This is a genomic window from Jiangella mangrovi (assembly GCF_014204975.1).
Lineage (GTDB): Bacteria > Actinomycetota > Actinomycetes > Jiangellales > Jiangellaceae > Jiangella > Jiangella mangrovi.
In genome coordinates, this window is record NZ_JACHMM010000001.1 from 7,043,528 (window position 1) to 7,060,465 (window position 16,938).

Below are 16,938 nucleotides of genomic sequence, written 5' to 3' on the forward strand. Positions count from 1 at the left end.
GGTCAAGCTTCGAGGGTAGACGACGTGGGCTTGCGGCGTCGGCCAGCCGGGCGGGCCGATCGTCCCCGGACGGCCAGAACCGCGAGCGCCGTCGTCACCGGGACCGCCGCGATGATGCCGAGCCCGCCGACGAGCGCCCGCACGATCTCTTGCGCCACCGCCTCGGTGGTCAGGACGTCGGTGACCCCCTGGCCCGCGACGCTGAACAGCATGAGCAGCGGCAGGGCGGCGCCGACGTAGGCCAGGACCAGCGTGTTCACCGTGGCGGCGACGTGCTCGCGGCCGATGCGCAGCCCCGCGGCCAGCAGCGACCGCCGCGACGACGACGGGTCGGCGGCGGCCAGCTCCCACACCGCCGCGCTCTGGGTGACGGTGACGTCGTCGAGCACGCCCAGCGCGCCGATGACCAGCCCCGCGAGCAGCAGCCCGCGCAGGTCGATCTCGGTGTTGACGGTGCCGAGGTAGGACGCCGCCTCGCCGGCCAGCCCGGTGAAGTGCGCCACGGACGTGAACAGCGACCCCAGGAGCCCCGTCAGCGCCAGGCTCACCAGCGTCCCGATGAGCGCCACCGACGTGCGGATCGACAGCCCGTGCGCGAGGTACAGCGTCACGATCATGATGAGCGACGCCCCGACGACGGCGACCGGCAGCGGCGACTCCCCCGTCAGCAGCGCCGGCAGCACGAACACCAGCAGCACCACCATGGTCACGCCCAGCCCGCCGAGCGCGGCCAGCCCCTTCCAGCCGGACAGCACGACGACGGCGACGGCGAACAGCCCGGCCAGCCACAGCAGCGGCACGCTGCGCTGGAAGTCGAGCACTTCGTAGCGGCTCTCGAGCGGTGCGTCGGGCAGCGCGCTGAGCACGACCTCGTCGCCCTCGTGGAACTCCGGTGCACCGAGGCCGAACGGCAGCGGGACGATCGTCTCGATGCCCTCGTCCGGGCCGGCGTCGACGCGGACCCGCGCCTGCAGGCACTCGCCGGCGGTGTCCTCGCCCTCCGGCGTCGGCGGGGTGTCGACGACGTCCTCGCACGGCTCGACGGCGAGGATGGTGCCGTCGGTGCGCACCCCGGCCTCGATGCTCGGCGTCTCGCCGGACGGCCACAGCACGACCAGCCCGGCGATGGTGGCGAGGATCAGCGGGATCAGCACCGCGAGCACGAGGTTGCGCACGTGCGGGCCGGCGGGCGGCGCGGGTTCGGTGCTGTGCAGGTGGACGGCGCTCACCGGTCGAAATCCGTGGGGACGACGGGTGCGGCGGCCTCGCCCAGGCCCACCTGGTCGGCGTCGGAGGCCCGGACGCTGGCGCCGCTGCTCTCGACCGTCGCGACGATCTCGAACGCCGTCGGCTCGTCGATGGCCAGGGACAGCAGCGGGACGGCCTCGAGCTTGGACTCGTACGACGAGAGCGCGCGCCGGTAGGAGCCGACATTCTCCCACTCGCTGCTGACCACCCACAGCTCGGGATCGTCGGCCGCGCGGCCCACGTGGCCGCCGCGCCAGCCCGGCTTGGTGGCGAGCACCTCGAGGGCCCGGCGGGCGCGGTCGCGGAACGTCACGGCGTCCGCGGGCGGGACCCGGTACCGGGTGACGACGAGCATCGTGATCCTTTCGAGGCCAGGAGCCGGCTCGACTCTGTCGGAGCCATGGAGCAGTATGTCGACCAACCACCGTACGATGCTCGGTGATCAGCCCGTCCCGAAGGATCTCCAGTGCCGCAGAACCGCCAGCCGCGCCGCAACCCGAACCGCCGGCCCACCGCGCCGGGCGCCGGGTCGCGCGCTCCGCGGTCCGGGGGCAGCCGCCGTCCCGCCCCGGCCGGCCCGCCGCCCAGGTCGAGCCTGCGCGCACGCATCGAGGCGGCCAGCTACCCCGTCCTGGTGAAGCTCACCGCGGCGCCCAAGTGGCTGCTCGGCGTCGTCACGGCGGCCGTGCTGCTCGGCGGCCTGCTCGCGCCGTCGCCCATCGGCCCGGCGCTGCTCGGCCTGGTCGTGCTGTTCCTCGCCTGGCTGCTGGTGCTGGCCTGGCCGCGGCTCTCGGCCGGCCAGCGCATGAGCCGCGGCTTCATCGTGCTGGCGCTCGGCGCGCTCGTGGTGGCCCGCGCCGGCGGCTGGCTGGCCTGAACCATGTCGCCCTCGCCGCCATCCGATCCGTGTCGTTCTGCGTAGGTTAGGTTAGGCTATTCTCGCCTCGACAACCGGATCGCACCCACCGAGGACACCATGACCCGCCGACGCTCCATGACCGCGTTCGCCGCCGGCCTCGCCGCCGCCGCTCTCGGGCTCACCGCCTGCTCCGACAACAGCGACGAGGACCCCGTCGCGTCGGCCTCGGACGACACCCTGGTCGTCTACAACGCGCAGCACGAGCAGCTGACCCAGGAGTGGGCCGACGCGTTCACCGAGGAGACCGGCATCGAGGTCGTCCTGCGCAACGGCGGCGACGCCGAGCTGGGCAACCAGCTGGTCCAAGAGGGTGACGAGTCGCGCGCCGACGTCTTCCTCACCGAGAACTCCCCCGCGATCTCGCTGGTCGAGAACGCCGGCCTGCTGGCCCCCGTCGACCAGGCCACCCTGGACCAGGTGCCCGAGCAGTACCGGCCCGCGACCGGCGACTGGACCGGCATCGCGGCCCGCTCGACGGTGTTCGTGTACAACCCGGACGAGCTCACCGAGGCCGAGCTGCCCGCGTCGATCATGGACCTCGCCGACCCCGCCTGGAAGGGCCGCTGGGGCGCGGCGCCGGGTGGCGCCGACTTCCAGGCCATCATCTCGGCCATGCTCGAGCTCGAGGGCGCCGACGCGACCGGCCAGTGGCTGGAGGCGATGAAGGACAACGCCACCGCCTACCAGAACAACATCGCGACCATGAAGGCCGTCAACGCCGGCGAGGTGCCCGGCGGCGTCATCTACCACTACTACTGGTTCCGCGACCAGGACGGCACCCAGGAGAACAGCGGCAACACCGAGCTGCACTACTTCCGCAACCAGGACCCGGGCGCGTTCGTCAGCGTCTCCGGCGGCGGCGTGCTCGCGTCCAGCGCGAACCAAGACGAGGCGCAGCAGTTCCTCGCGTTCGTCACCGGCGAGACCGGCCAGGAGATCCTCGGCACCGGCTACAGCATGGAGTACCCCGTCGCCAGCGGCGTCGCGGCCAACCCGGCGCTGCCGACGCTCGACTCGCTGCAGGCGCCCGCCGTCGACCCGTCCACCCTCAACAGCGTCGAGGTCACCGATCTGATGACGGACGCGGGGTTGCTCTAGAGGGTGTCCCGCTCGTGACCGTCATCCCCGACACCCTCCCGCCGCCGCCCACCACCGGCGCCGACCGCGGGCCGCGGCCGTCCTTCCTGCTCGTGGTCGCGGCCACGCTGCTGGCCGCCGTCATGCTGGTGCCGCTGGGCTACGTCGTCTCGGTGGTCGTCGACGTCGGCTGGGGCACGCTCGAGCCGCTGATCTTCCGCCCGCGCGTCGGCGAGCTGCTGGTCAACACCGTCCTGCTGGTGGTCCTCGGGGTGCCGGCGACGGTGCTCCTGGGCGTCGGCGGGGCCTGGCTGGTCGAGCGGACGACGCTGCCGGGACGGCGGTTCTGGGCGGTCGTGCTGGTGGCGCCGCTGGCCATCCCGGCGTTCGTCGCCAGCTACGGGTGGGCCAGCGCGGTGCCGTCGATCCACGGGCTGAGCGGCGGGCTGCTGGTGTCGGTGCTGGCCTACTACCCGCTGGTGTACCTGCCGGCCATGGCGGCGATCCGCGGCCTCGACCCGGCGCTCGAGGAGTCCGCGCGCTCGCTGGGGCTGGGCTCGTGGGCGGTGTTCGGGCGGGTCGTGCTGCCGCAGCTGCGGCTGGCGATCCTGGGCGGCGGGCTGATCGTCGCCCTGCACCTGCTGGCCGAGTACGGTGCGTTCGCGTTCATCCGCTTCGACACGTTCACCACGGCGATCGTCGTGCAGTACCAGTCGACGTTCGCCGGCCCCGCGGCTGGCGCCCTGGGCGTCGTGCTGTCGGCCCTGTGCCTGACGCTGCTGGTCGGCGAGGCGGCGGCGCGCGGCCGGGCCCGGTACGCGCGGGTGGGGTCCGGCGCGGCGCGGCCCGCGGTGCCGCAGCGGCTGGGCGCGTCGACCCCCCTGGTGCTGCTGGCGCTGACGGCGCTCGGCGTGGCCGCCGTCGCAGTGCCGCTGGCGAGCGTGGTGCGCTGGCTCGCGCGCGGCGACGGCTGGGCGCAGCCGGAGCTCTGGCCCGCCTTCGGGCAGACGGTGGTGCTGGCCTGCGGCGGGGCGCTAGCGGCCGTGCTGGTGGCGCTGCCGCTGGCCTGGCTGACCTCCCGCCACCCCGGCCCGCTGGCCCGCCTGCTGGAGGGCACGTCGTACGTCGCCGCCAGCCTGCCCGCCATCATCGTCGCGCTGGCCCTTGTGACGGTGACACTGCGGGTGCTGCCGGGGCTCTACCAGACGGCGTTCACCGTCGTGCTGGCCTACGTCATGATCTTCCTGCCGCGGGCGCTGGTACCCCTGCGCTCCGGGATCGCCCAGGCGCCGGTGGCGCTCGAGGAGATGGCCCGGTCGCTGGGCCACCCGCCGCTGCTGGCGCGGCTGCGGGTCACGCTGCCGCTGCTGGTGCCGTCGATCGCGGCGGGGGCGGCGCTGGTCGCCCTCGGCGCGGCCAACGAGCTGACGGCGACGCTACTGCTCGCGCCGAACGGCACCCGGACGCTCGCGACCCAGTTCTGGTCCCAGGCGTCGGCCATCGACTACCCGGCGGCGGCGCCGTACGGGCTGCTGCTGATCCTGTTGTCCGTGCCCGCCGTGGCGATGATGTTCGCCCAGTCCCGGAAGTGGGGTGCCCGATGACCACGCTTTCGCTGGCCGGCGTCTCGAAGTCGTTCGGCCGGGTCCCGGTCCTCCATGACGTGTCGCTGACGGTGGCCGCGGGCACCCGCACCGCCGTCGTCGGGGCGTCCGGCAGCGGCAAGAGCACCCTGCTGCGGCTGATCGCCGGGTTCGAGCGCGCCGACGCCGGCAGCATCACGCTGGGTGCCACGACGCTGGCGGCCCCGGGCCGGTTCGTGCCGGCGCACCGGCGCGGCATCGGCTACGTCGCCCAGGACGGCGCCCTGTTCCCGCACCTGACCGTCGAGCAGAACATCCGGTTCGGGCTGCCGCGCCGCTCGCGAGCCCGCGAGGACCTCCCGGCCCGGGTGCGCGAGGTGATGGAGCTCGCCTCCCTCGACGCCGCCCTCGCGCGCCGCTACCCGCACCAGCTCTCCGGCGGCCAGCAGCAGCGGGTGGCGCTGGCCCGCGCGCTGGCGCCCCGCCCCGAGGTCGTCCTGCTGGACGAGCCGTTCAGCGCCCTCGACACCGGCCTGCGCGAACAGACCCGCCAGGCCGTCATCGACGCCCTCGAGCACAGCGTCGTCACCACCGTCCTCGTCACCCACGACCACGACGAGGCGCTGTCGTTCGGCCGGCAGATCGCGGTCATCGCCGACGGGCACCTGGTGCAGTCCGGCGCGCCGTCGGCGGTCTTCGACAACCCCGTCAGCACCGAGATCGCCGCTTTCCTGGGCGCCGCGATCGTGCTGCCCGCCGAGGTCGTCGGCTCCAGCGGCGACGTCGACTGCGCGCTGGGACGGGTCGCCGTCCGCCACGACCGCCGCGACGGGGTCGGGCGGGCGGATGCGCGGCTGCTGCTGCGGCCGGCCCAGCTCGAGGTGAGCGCCGCCAACGGCACCCACAACGCCGTCGTCGAGGACGTCCGGGCGCGTGGGTCGCACGCCGAGCTCCTCCTGCGTCCCGCGGCGGGCGGCGGCGGTGCGGCGCTGATCCCGCTGCGGGTGCCGGCCCACGAGGGTCCCGCCTACCAGACCGGCATGAAGGTCTCGGTCATCGTCACCGGCGGCGGCGTCCTCTACCCCGGCGACTGAGACACCCGAACGATAGCTCGTCGCAATGCAAGAGGCCCGGTACGGTGGTGAGATGAGCGACGACAGCAGACCGGTCGACCCGCTCGACGCCATGGAGGCGGAAGCCTCGGACCCGGTCGACGTCGAGCTGGTGCAGGCCCTGCGCGCCTCCCTCGACAAGCACGCCCGCGAGCGGGCCGAGGAGACCACTGACGACGACGGCGAACCGCTGCCTCGCCTGATCCTCGAGGGGCCGCGCCCCGAGACCGGCGACCCGCTGCTGCTGGTCGGGTACGCGCTGCTCGGCCACCTGCAGGAAGGGTGGGAGTACGCCACCCTGCACGCCTCGGCGGCGGCCGACGACCTGCGGATGGCCGCGACGGTCAAGCTCGCCGGCGAGGGTCCGCTGACGTTACGGCACCTGCACTACCTGCCCGACGTCGCCGCGGCCTGCGCGGAGCTGCGCCGGTCGATGTACCAGGACGACGGTCGCGGCGCCTGGTTCAACATCACGATCATGCTCCGGCAGAACGGTGCCATCAACTTCATCGTCCTCGACGAGCAGCCGCCGTTCGCGTACTGGGGTCCGGGCGACGCCGAGCTGCTGCGGCGCGATCAGGAGCTCTACCCGCGCGATCCCGAGCACCTACCTTTCTGGCACCCGGCCCGCTGAGTCGAGGTCAGCCGAGGTCGCCGTGGTCGAGGGCGGCCCGGCAGGCCCAGACCCACAGATCGGCGGCGCCCGAGCCGGGCGGCGTGGCGACGTCGACGAGGCGTTCGGCGCCGTCGGCGGTGCGGACGAGGGCGCGCAGGCCGCCCGGCGGCGGGCCGTCGCAGTCGGCGGCGAAGCCGTCCTGGACGAACCGGCCCCAGTCGCCCGGCTCGACGGTCACCGGATCGGGCGCGTTGCCGGCGGTAGGGGTGATGCCGTCGGCCTCGATGTGGAGGATCTCGATGCGGTGTTCGCCCGCGTTGAGCAGGTTCAGCTCCACCATCCCCGTCAGCCGCGCGCCGGGCTGGGTCAGCAGCGGCACCACCGGGCCGCCGACCACGCGGGCCTCGGCGTAGTCGGCCGCATCGCCGCGGGCCTGGACCACGACGCCGCCGACGATCGCGCCGAGGAGGAACACCGCCGTCAGCACGAGCCAGGCGGGCGGGCGCCGACGCGCCGTCCGGTCCGGAGTCAGCGTCTGGTCGCCCGGCTCCGCCGGCCCGACGACGCCCAGGTCGAGGGGCTCCGAAGCTGCCTCACCGCGGTCCACCCCACCATTGTCAGCCCGCCCGTCAGGCGGCCGGCCAGCCACCAGGCCGCGACGCCGACGGCGAGGGAGCCGGCCACGGCGAGGCCGGGGTGGATGTCGTTCAGCCGCGGGTAGACCTGCCAGTGCGTCAGGTAGACGTACAGCGAACTGCTGGCCAGCACGCTCACCACCCGGCTCAGCGCCGACGGCACCGGCACGGTGGTCAGCCACAGCAGCGACGCGATCCCGGCGACGATCGCCAGCTCGCGCGCGGACTGGCCGAAGAAGCCTGGCACGGTCGCCGCCAGCACCGCCGTCAGGGCCAGCCGCTGCCACCACGTCGTCGACCGGGCCGCCGCCCAGCCGAAGGCGAACAGCCAGAACACCGGCATGGTGTGCGGCACCCCGAGGTCGACGATCCCGTACCGCCCGAGCAGCCCGAACCCCAGCAGCACGGCGGGGAAGACGAGCGGGAACCGCCGCTCCAGCCGGTCGACGGACGGGATCGCCAACAGCGCCGCCAGGACGACGAGGATGTAGACGAGCACCTCGACGAACCAGAAGTGCCACTCCGACGTCCACGACGACGGCCCGAACAGGCCGTTCATCAGCACGATGTTGAGCGGGCCGTACTGGTTCGTCAGCAGCACGACGCCGGCGATCCAGATGACGCTGGGGACGGCGATGCGGGCGATGCTGACGGCCTGCTGCCGCAGCCGCGTCACCCGGCCGGCGCTCGTGAGCCGGAACCGGGCGAAGTTGAACCCGGCCACGGCCACCAGCACGTGCGCCCCGCCGAGCAGCGTGAACAGCCCGGCGTGGGTGCTGATGACGCACACGATCGCCAGCGCCCGGAGCGCCGCGCTCGTCTCGAGCCGCCGCAGCCGCAGCACCCGCCGCCAGCCGCGCGCCTCCACGGCGACCAAGGACGACGCGCCGGCCGCCAGCTCGCGCAGCGGCGTCACGTGCCAGTTCGGCGGGACGACGCCGAGCTCGTCCTCGAGCCGGATCGACATCTCGACGTACGAGAGCGAGTCCCCGCCGAGGTCGACGAAGGTGCTGTCCAGTGTCGCGTCGGGCCGGCCCAGCAGCTCGGCATACAGCGCGCGCAGCCGCTCCGGCAGGTCGCCCGGCGACGAAGACCCCACCGCGGCCGAGGCGACCGGCGCGGCCGGCGCGGCCGACGTCACCAGCCGCGCCAGCTCCGGGTAGTCGACCTTCCCGTTGGCCAGTCTCGGCAACGGGGCGACAGCGGCGACGGTGACCGCGCGAACCGGCAGCCCGAACCGGTCGGCGATCTCCCGGCGGACGGCGTCCGGCTCGGCTCCGTCGACGGCGACGAGCAGCTCGCCGTCGGCGCCGGTGCAGCGGACGGCGACGCCGGGGCGGGACAGGGCGGTCTCGAGGTGGTCGAGGTCGACCCGCAGCCCGGCGATCTTCACGAACCGGCTGCGCCGCCCGACGATCTCGACCAGGCCCTCGGGCGTGCGCCGGGCGAGGTCGCCGGTGCGCAGCGCCGTCACGGTCCGGCCGAGGGCGAGGTCGGCCGGCTCCGACGCGTACCCCAGCATCACGTTGGGGCCGTGGTAGACGAGCTCGCCGACGCCGGGCGTGGTGACCTCGGGCGCCGGCTCGATGACGAACGAGCCGCCCGGGATCGGCACCCCCACCGCCGACGGGTGCGCGGCGGCCAGCTCCGGCGGCAGGTACGCCATCCGCGCCGTCGCCTCGGTCTGCCCGTACATGACGACGAAGTCCCACCCGCCGCGCCGCCCGAGCTCGGCGTAGCGGCGCACCCGGCCGGGGTCGAGCCGCCCGCCGGCCTGCGTGACGTAGCGCAGCCGCGGCAGCCGCATCCGGTCGAATCCGACACGGTCCAGCAGGTCGAACGTGTGCGGGACGCCGGCGAGTGTGGTGCCGCCCTCGGCCTCGAACAGGTCCCAGAAGCAGGAGTCGGCGACGGACAGGTCGCTGAGCACGACGGTCGCGCCCCGCAGCAGGTGCGTGTGCACCACCGACAGCCCGTACACGTAGTGCAGCGGGAGGGTGGTCACGGCGCGGTCGGTGTCGCGCACACCGAGGAACTGCGCGATCGACTCCGCGTTGGCCTGGACGTTCCGGTGCGACAGCCGGGCCAGCTTCGGCGAGCCGGTCGAGCCGGACGTCGACATCAGCAGTGCCAACTCGGGGTGCAGGTCGTGCGCGGGCGGGCGCCGCCGGACCTCCAGCTCGCCGCCGGGCGGCAGCACGGCGTCGGGGTCGTAGGCGGCCGCGACGGTGCCGGCGTGCGCGGGCGGCACCAGTAGCGCGACGTGCCCGCCGACCAGCGCCGCGAGGTAGGTGACCAGCTGGGCGGCGTCGTTCGCACCACTGACGAGCACCAGCCGCCGTCCGCCGCCGAGCCGGGCCGCCGTCGCGTCGACCTGCTGGGCCAGCTCGCGGTAGGTCCAGCGCTGATCTCCGGCGACGACGGCGAGCCGGTCCCCGTGCCGGGCGAGGTCGCGCGCGAACGGCACGGCCACAGGCGCACCCGCCGCGGGCACGGACTGCGGCAAGGCCAACGTCATGACTTCTCACGCACCGTTTCGCACGGAGCCGTGCTCGAGGCTCGGCGACTTTTAAGGCGAGGCTTACCTTAAATGTCGCGAGCCAGACATTCAACCCAGTGAGGCAAGGCATCCCTCACCAGCGCGCGCCACGGTCAGAAGCGTAGCCAGGTCCCGGCCAGTGGCTGCTGCTCGGCCCCCGGCACGGAGTAGTCGCAGACGCCGCCGTCGAACACGCCCAGCAACCGTTCCCACTGCGCGTCGCTGAACTCGACGGCGTAGTCGGACCGTTGCGGCGAGCGCAGCCGGCACTTGACGACGTCGGCCGCGACGGACTCGCCGGCCACCTCGCGCGGGAAGGACGCCGTCGGGTACAGGGTCTCGCAGGTGCTGGACGGGTCGCGGGTGAGGGTCTCTGCCACGAAGACCGGCTCGGCGTCGCGGGTCATGCAGCCCTCGACCAGCGTGGCCGGCCGCGCCGCGGCCACATCGGGCGACGGCGACGCCGCCAGGTTCCGCAGCCAGGTGTCCATGCTCGCGACGGCGTGCCGCAGCAGCGGGCTCTCGGTGCTGAACCCGGTGTAGCGCATGTCCTCGACCAGCCCGACGAGGTTCGCGGACGAGCCGTTCGCCTTCTCCAGCCGCTCGCGCATCGAGAACGAGTGGTAGCGCAGGTGCAGCTCGCCGTTCGGGTTGTCGTCGCGATACGTGCGGTAGTCGATGATCGGGACGCTCGCCAGCCCGCCGCCACCGCTGGTCAGCCGGCCGGTCCGGTACGCCGCCGCGATGGCCGCCGGGTCCCCCGTCGTCCGCTCCGGCACCAGGTTCGCGTCGTCGTCGAAGCCGCCGACGTGCTCGTTGAGGTCGAGGAACTGGTCGGCGCTGATGGCCCCGGACGACAGCGCAGCCAGCCCGTACTGCACGCCCACGTTGTCCAGCGGGCGGCGCGCGAACCCCGTCGCCGGGTCGCGGCCGTAGACGTTGACGGCGTGGTCGTAGACGCCGCAGCGGACGCCGTCCGGGTTGGCCGACGGGTCGTAGCGCTGCGCCGCCGGCACCATGGCGCAGTAGGAGCGCGGGTCGATGCGGCGGGCGCCCCCGGCGACGGCGGCAGCGGTGGCATCGGTCGCGAACCCGGTGACGGCCAGCCGCTCGTCCTCGGTCCAGGAAGACCCCCGCCTGGTGAAGTAGGAGTCCAGGAGCCAGGCGTCGGTGATCATGTTCACGGTCGCGAAGCCGACGTCGGGGAACGAGCAGCCGACGATGATGCCGTCGAGGAGCCCCGGGTAGTTGTCGGCGATCTGGTACGCCTGGTACGACCCTCCGGAGCAGCCGAACCCGATGACGTGGTCGACCGGGCCGTACCGCTCGACAAACCGCTCCTTCACCATCGAGGCGGTCTCGGCGGCGGTGAGGTCGCTGCAGTTCGACCCGAAGACGTTCAGCGACGACGACATCAGCCCGTATCCCTGGCCCAGCAGGTACGGGTCGACGACGCCGCCGGTGTTGCGGCCCTGCCGGTACCAGCCGTTGGTGCAGCCGCCGCCGAACGTGAACACCGTCGCGCCGTTCCACCCCGGCGGGCGCGCGTGCTCCGACGGCGCGGGCGCCGGATCCGCGAGCGGGTCGTGCAGCACGGTGGTCTGGTAGACGGCGCGGTTGACGGTGCCGGTCTCCATCCGCACGACGAACGGCACCCGCGCGCCGTCGCTGGTGGTCGTGGTCACCAGGTCGGCCGGGTACTCGGTGGCCCCGTCCGGCCATGGCGCGAACGTGTCGCCCGTCGTGCGGTAGAAGTGGTCGACGCGCTCGGCGATGCCGCAGTCCTCGTCCAGTGGCGCACCCAGCGTGCCGCCGATTACCGGCACCGTGAACTGCGCCGTCTCGCAGCGGAACGGCTGCTGGTGCGGGCCGGAGAAGACCGGACCCTCGATCGGGTGGCCGGTGAGCCGGACCGCGGTCCGCGAGGCCTCGGACCCGGCGCGCGCGGCCAGCACGTTGGCGCCGTCGTGCAACCCGGTGACCAGGCCGGTCAGGCTACGACCGGCCGGGTCGGGGGCGAAGGACGCGGAGACGTCGACGTCGTTGACGGTGACCGCGACGGCGTCGAGCGGAACGCCGTCGTCGTTCACGGAGACCCGCACCAGCGCGTCGCCGCCGCTCACCGCGTCGGGCCGGCTGGACAGGACGCTCAGCGCGAGCGTCCCGTCCCCCTCCTCGTCGCCGGCCTCCGAGGTCGTGACGGTGACCGGCGCGGACGCGGGACCGGCGAAGGCGGGCCGGCCGGGGTCGGGCTCGGTGAACGCGTAGACGCGGAACTCGTAGCTCGTCGACGGCGCCAGCCCGGTGACGTCGAGCGACGTCGCGGCCGCGCCCACGCGCCCGGCCAGCTCCCACAGCTCGGTCCCGGCGACCCGCCGCTCGACGTCGTAGCCGTCGGCCCCGTCCGTCCCGGTCCACGAGACCCGGGCCGACGACGGCGACAGCGCGCTTCCCGCGACTCCCGCCACGGCGCCGGGAACCGGGTCGCGGGTGACCAGCACCGCGTCGGCGATGACGAACCCGTCGGCATCGTCGGACAGCTCGACCCGCCCGGCCGCGCCCGCCTCGAACCGGTACGCCCCGAGGTCCACCCAGACGCCCGGCCGCGAGTCGCCGACGACCCTGGCCTGGCCGCGCTGGTCGATCCGGGCCGTCGTCGCGCCGTCGGCGTGGTGGACGGTGAACGGCGCGTCGGAGGCGCGGTTGGCGTGCGCGACCGCCCACGCCAGCACGTGGTACTCCCCCGTGACCGGCACGTCGACCTGCCAGCTGACCGACCGGGCGCCGGTGCCGGCCGCCGCGGACCGGTAGCTGACGCCGTAGTACGGGTGCCCCGCCTGGCCCGTCGCGCGGCCCCAGGTGCCGGTCATGCGGAACGCGCCGACAGACTCGTCGTCGACGACGACGTCGCGCTTGGTCTCGTCGGACGGGTGCTCGGCGGCGATCAGCGTCAGCTCGTCCGGCGCGATCGTGGTGCCGCCGAGCCGGCCCGGCTCCAGCAGCGTGAACCGGATCCGGTGCAGTCCACGATCGAGCGCGACGTCGCCGTGCTGGTAGGTCTGGTACGCCGCGCCGCTGTCCAGGCTCGGGTCCAGCACGCCGTCCGGCAGCAGCTGCCCGTCGATGCTCATCTGGATCCGGCCGGCGTCCTGACCGCGGGCGTAGCGCACGGCGACCTCGAACGCGCCCTCGTCGCGCGGCAGCCGGAACGGCAGCTCCAGGTAGTCGCCGGGACCGGTCGCCTCGTACGTGAGCGCAGCGCCGCCACGGGCGTTCTCGTCGGCGACGGGCTCGGGTCGGGGCTGCGGCACTCGTGCCCGTTCGGTCTCGTCCAGCGGCAGGTGCACGACGGCGTCCGCCGCGGCCGCGCTGTCCCGAGAGGCCGCCAGCGCCGCCACCTCGTCCGCCGTCAGCGCCCGGCCGTACAGGCGCACCTCGTCGACGCCGCCCACCAGCCGGTTCGCGCCGTCCGGCCGCTGCCCGACGTAGATGCCGTCACGGGCGCTGAACGCGAGGTCGCCGGTCGGGGACGCCGCCTGGGCGACCCGGACCCCGTCGACGTACAGCGCGAGGTCGCCGCCGCCGCGGGTCAGCGCGACATGGTGCCAGGCGTCGTCGGCGTAGGCGCCGGGCGCGGTGAGCGTGGCGGTGGCCAGGCCGGTGTCGACGAGCGCCTGGATCCGGTTGCTGCCCGGCTCGGCGCGCAGCCACCACTGCGGCGTGGCCGACCCCCAGCCGTACGCCCAGAGGATCGCCTGGCTGGCCGTGGCGCCGGTGCGGAACCAGGCCGTGGCGGTGAACGTGTCGCCGGCGGCGCGGACGGCGTCGGTGGCGGGGATCTCGAGGTGGTCGTCGCCGTCGAGGATCGCGGCGCCGTCGGCGAACGACGGCGCCCCGCCCACCAGCGCGTCGTTGCCGCCCGCGGCGTCCGGCGTCACGGTGCGGGTGGCGGGCGCCCCGGCCGGCGGCCGCGTCACGGCGCCCGCCGCGTCGCCCAGCTCGAACGCGTGCTCCGTGATGCCCGGCCCGTCGCCGGAGCCGGTGTCGCGGCCGTCGGTCAGCCAGGCGAGGTCGAACCGCGCCATGACCAGCCGCGCCGGCGAGCCGAGGATCTCGCCGTCGCGGCCGTAGAACAGCAGCAGCGTCCCGTCGGACAGCACCGCGAGGTCGGAGTAGTACGACGGGCCCGGGTTGACGATCGTGTCGTAGCGGTAGGTGGCGCCGTCGTCGTAGCTGACCGACACGGTGAGCGCCTCGCGGCGGGCGGAGTCGGGCCGCGCGTGCAGCAGGCGGCCCACGCCGTCGGCACCCTCGTAGTGCAGGAACCCGGCGTCGACGGCGGTGTAGCGGCCGGTCGCGGGCTCGAGCACGGGGTCGGACCAGGTCTCGCCGCCGTCGGCGCTGACCGAGCTGATCCGCTGCCGGTGCCCGCCGGCCGCCGACCGCCCGTTGACGACCAGGGCGCCGTCACCGCGCTCGTAGATGCGGCTCTCGTTGATCGGGTAGTTGACGTCGACGGGGACCGGCTCGCCCGCGTGCCAGGTGGCGCCGTGGTCGTCGCTGTAGATCGCCGAGACACCGTAGAGCCGCTCGGGCGTGGTGTGGCCGACGACCTCGCGGCGGTGCAGCACCTGCATGACCAGCCGGCCGTCCTGGAGCTGCAGGCCGTGGCCCGGGCCGGGACCGTGCAGCGTCCAGTCGTACGGGTTGCCGGCGAACAGCTCGTCCAGCTCCTCCGGCGCGCTCCAGGTGACGCCGTCGTCGCTGCTGCGGCTCAGGTAGATCTCCTGGTAGTCGCCCGAGCAGCCGGTGTTGGCCGGGTCGAGGATCGAGAGGCCGAAGAACAGGAAGACCTCGCCGGTCTCGCCGTCGACCACGGGCGTCGGGTTGCCCCACGACTGCCCGTCGACGGACGGGACGACGATGCGGCTCGGCTCCCACGAGTCGCCGCCGTCGGTGCTGCGGCGCAGGACGATGTCGCGCGGCCCGGCGTCGCAGACTTCGTGCCGGCCCTCGGTGAACGCCAGGGTCGTGTCCGACGGCGTCACCGCGAGACCCTGCACGTGGTAGCTCTCGTGCGGGCCCTCGGCGGAGTCCCAGAGGACGGTCTCGTCGAACTCCCCCGGCGCGGTATCGGCGACGGGGTCAGCTGCCGGTTCCGCTGTGGTCACCGCGGGGGTCGCCGCAGGGGTCGCCGCGGCCGGCGGCACCGTCGTCAGGGTGAGGGCCGCGGCCAGCACCGTCGCCGCCGCCCGCCAGATCCGCCGTCGCATGCCAGCTCCCTAATACGTATTAGAGTGGATGGCCACGACGTTACCGGGACATTTCGAGCGCGGACAATGGCTCCCCCGCGCACCGCCGCCCGGCACGCAGACCAGCGATCACCGTCCGCCCGTGACCCGATTCGCCATCCCAGCCCACGTTGATCTTGGAGTAACCGTGGGATCAACCGGGACATTCCGCTCGCCAACCCCGCGGTTACTCCAAGATCGACTTCTGGCCGGCGGGCAGCCGGGGTCGGCGGAGTGCGAACGTCACTGTCGGCACCCGCCCGTAGGGTGGGACTCCCTCCCAACCGGGCGGGGACCGCACCCCGAGCGAGCGGACGCGTGAACCGCGCCGCGGCCGTCAGGCGGCGGCGCAGCGGGGGCAGGTGCCGAAGATCTCGAGCGTGTGCGACACGTCGGCGTAGCCGTGCTGGTCGGCGACCGACTTGGCCCAGCGCTCGACCGTGGGGCCGGCGATCTCGACCGTCGCGCCGCAGGACCGGCAGACCAGGTGGTGGTGGTGCTCCTCGCGGACGCAGCGGCGGTACACGGCCTCGCCGGCGTCGGAGCGCAGCACGTCGACCCGGCCGTCGTCGGCGAGGGTCTGCAGGGTGCGATAGACGGTGGCCAGCCCGACCCCGGCGCCGCGAGCCCGCAGCAGCGAGTGCAGCTCCTGGGCGCTGATGAAGTCCTCGGTCTCGTCGAGGACCTCGTCGACCGCGGCGCGCTGTCGCGTGCGGCGGTGCTCCTTGGCCGGCTGTTGGCGTACCGTCACGTGAGTCGCCCGCTCCCCCTGCTCGCGCCTGTCGATTCTCATTCCCAACACAGTCTATCTCCGAAGGTGCTTCGGAGACGAGCGTCCGCGCCGCTTCGGCCCCGAAGATCCTCAACGGGCGAACGCCCCAGGACGTTCCGAACAGGCCCTTTTGACAATGGTTGTCACTCTTGATGAGAATGTCTCCCATGAAGAACCGTCGTGCGGCTGCGGCCGCGCTGAGCACCGCCGCCCTGGCGGGCCTCCTCCTCACCTCCTGCGGCGATGGCGGCGACGCCACCGCGAGCGGCGGCGACGGCCCCACCGTCGCCGCGGCCTTCTATCCGCTGGCGTTCGTGACCCAGCAGGTCGCGGGCGACCACGCCACGGTCGAGAACCTCACCCAGGCCGGCGGCGAGCCGCACGACCTCGAACTGACGGGCCGGCAGGTCGGCGAGATCGCCGACGCCGACCTGGTCGTGTATCTGGCCGGCTTCCAGCCGTCGGTCGACGAGGCGATCGAGCAGAACGCCGAGGATCGCGCCGTCGACGTCGCGGGCCTGGTCGAGCTGCTCGACAACCCCGAGGACCACGGCGACGAGCATGCCGAGGAGGAGCACGCCGAGGACGAGGACCACGAGGGTCACGACCACGGCGACCTCGCCGGCGACCCGCACATCTGGCTCGACCCGACCAACCTCGAGCCGATCGCTGCCGCCGTCGCCGACCGGCTGGCCGAGGCCGACCCGGACCACGCCGACGACTACCACGCCAACGCCGACGCGCTGACCACCGAGCTCGAGGCCCTCGACCAGGAGTTCGAGGCCGGCCTGGCCCAGTGCACGCAGCGGGTGTTCGTCGTGGCGCACGAGGCGTTCGGCTACCTCGCGCACCGCTACGACCTCGAGCAGGTGGGCATCTCCGGCATCGACCCCGAGGCCGAGCCGTCGCCGGAGCGACTGGCCGAGGTGCACGACGTCGTCCGGGCCGAGGGCGTCACCACGATCCTCTACGAGCGCCTGGTCAGCCCGGACGTCGCCGAGACGCTGGCGAACGACCTCGGCGTCGAGGCGGCCGTCCTCGACCCCATCGAGGGACTCACCGACGACACCTCCGACCAGGACTACTTCAGCCTGATGCGGGCCAACCTGGAGGCACTGCGATCCGCCAACGGGTGTTCGTGAGTAC

General features: G+C 73.8%; 11 protein-coding genes and 2 pseudogenes. 6 read left to right on the plus strand and 7 right to left on the minus strand.

The window, feature by feature from the left end; genetic code table 11:
* Positions 1 to 2: 2 nt before the first annotated feature.
* Positions 3 to 1,229 (minus strand): YibE/F family protein, encoded by a 1,227-nt coding sequence (locus tag HD601_RS36170; protein WP_184829097.1) that lies wholly within the window; start codon positions 1,227 to 1,229, stop codon positions 3 to 5.
* A gap of 101 nt (positions 1,230 to 1,330) precedes the next feature.
* Positions 1,331 to 1,603 (minus strand): annotated as a pseudogene (locus tag HD601_RS32420) (antibiotic biosynthesis monooxygenase family protein); the annotation flags it as partial.
* Positions 1,604 to 1,714: 111 nt separating this feature from the next.
* Here HD601_RS32420 and HD601_RS32425 point away from each other — a divergent pair.
* From HD601_RS32425 to HD601_RS32445, 5 genes are all read left to right on the plus strand, one after another.
* Entirely contained in the window at positions 1,715 to 2,125 is a 411-nt protein-coding gene (locus HD601_RS32425) for a DUF6703 family protein (RefSeq protein WP_184829101.1), read from the plus strand.
* 99 nt (positions 2,126 to 2,224) lie between these two features.
* Complete coding sequence (locus HD601_RS32430) at positions 2,225 to 3,265, plus strand: iron ABC transporter substrate-binding protein (protein WP_184829103.1); 1,041 nt, start codon at positions 2,225 to 2,227, stop codon at positions 3,263 to 3,265.
* A 122-nt stretch (positions 3,266 to 3,387) separates the two neighbouring features.
* Positions 3,388 to 4,848 (plus strand): ABC transporter permease, encoded by a 1,461-nt coding sequence (locus tag HD601_RS32435; protein WP_184830323.1) that lies wholly within the window; start codon positions 3,388 to 3,390, stop codon positions 4,846 to 4,848.
* Positions 4,845 to 5,921, plus strand: coding sequence for an ABC transporter ATP-binding protein (locus HD601_RS32440; protein WP_184829105.1), 1,077 nt, complete (start codon positions 4,845 to 4,847; stop codon positions 5,919 to 5,921). Before HD601_RS32435 ends, HD601_RS32440 begins: the two co-directional genes overlap by 4 nt.
* A 52-nt stretch (positions 5,922 to 5,973) precedes the next feature.
* Positions 5,974 to 6,573 (plus strand): hypothetical protein, encoded by a 600-nt coding sequence (locus HD601_RS32445; RefSeq protein WP_184829107.1) that lies wholly within the window; start codon positions 5,974 to 5,976, stop codon positions 6,571 to 6,573.
* A gap of 7 nt (positions 6,574 to 6,580) precedes the next feature.
* On the opposite strand, the gene HD601_RS32450 is transcribed toward HD601_RS32445, so the two are convergent.
* The 5 genes and pseudogenes from HD601_RS32450 to HD601_RS32465 form a co-directional block, all read right to left on the minus strand.
* Entirely contained in the window at positions 6,581 to 7,162 is a 582-nt protein-coding gene (locus HD601_RS32450; protein WP_184829109.1) for a hypothetical protein, read from the minus strand.
* Entirely contained in the window at positions 7,084 to 9,708 is a 2,625-nt protein-coding gene (locus HD601_RS32455; protein ID WP_184829111.1) for an AMP-binding protein, read from the minus strand. The genes HD601_RS32450 and HD601_RS32455 overlap by 79 nt, the downstream gene beginning before the upstream one ends.
* Before the next feature lie 134 nt (positions 9,709 to 9,842).
* The gene (locus HD601_RS36175; RefSeq protein WP_484496891.1) at positions 9,843 to 12,230 is read right to left on the minus strand and encodes a DUF6351 family protein; all 2,388 of its coding nucleotides are present in this window, start codon (positions 12,228 to 12,230) and stop codon (positions 9,843 to 9,845) included.
* Positions 12,231 to 15,002 (minus strand): annotated as a pseudogene (locus tag HD601_RS36335) (exo-alpha-sialidase); the annotation flags it as partial.
* 355 nt (positions 15,003 to 15,357) lie between these two features.
* Positions 15,358 to 15,771: a Fur family transcriptional regulator gene (locus HD601_RS32465; protein WP_343076469.1), complete on the minus strand. Its 414-nt coding sequence runs from the start codon at positions 15,769 to 15,771 to the stop codon at positions 15,358 to 15,360.
* Positions 15,772 to 15,959: 188 nt separating this feature from the next.
* Here HD601_RS32465 and HD601_RS32470 point away from each other — a divergent pair, with 188 nt between their 5' ends.
* A complete protein-coding gene (locus HD601_RS32470; RefSeq protein WP_184829117.1) occupies positions 15,960 to 16,934 on the plus strand; it encodes a metal ABC transporter substrate-binding protein in 975 nt (324 codons plus the stop codon).
* The last annotated feature ends 4 nt before the right edge of the window (positions 16,935 to 16,938 follow it).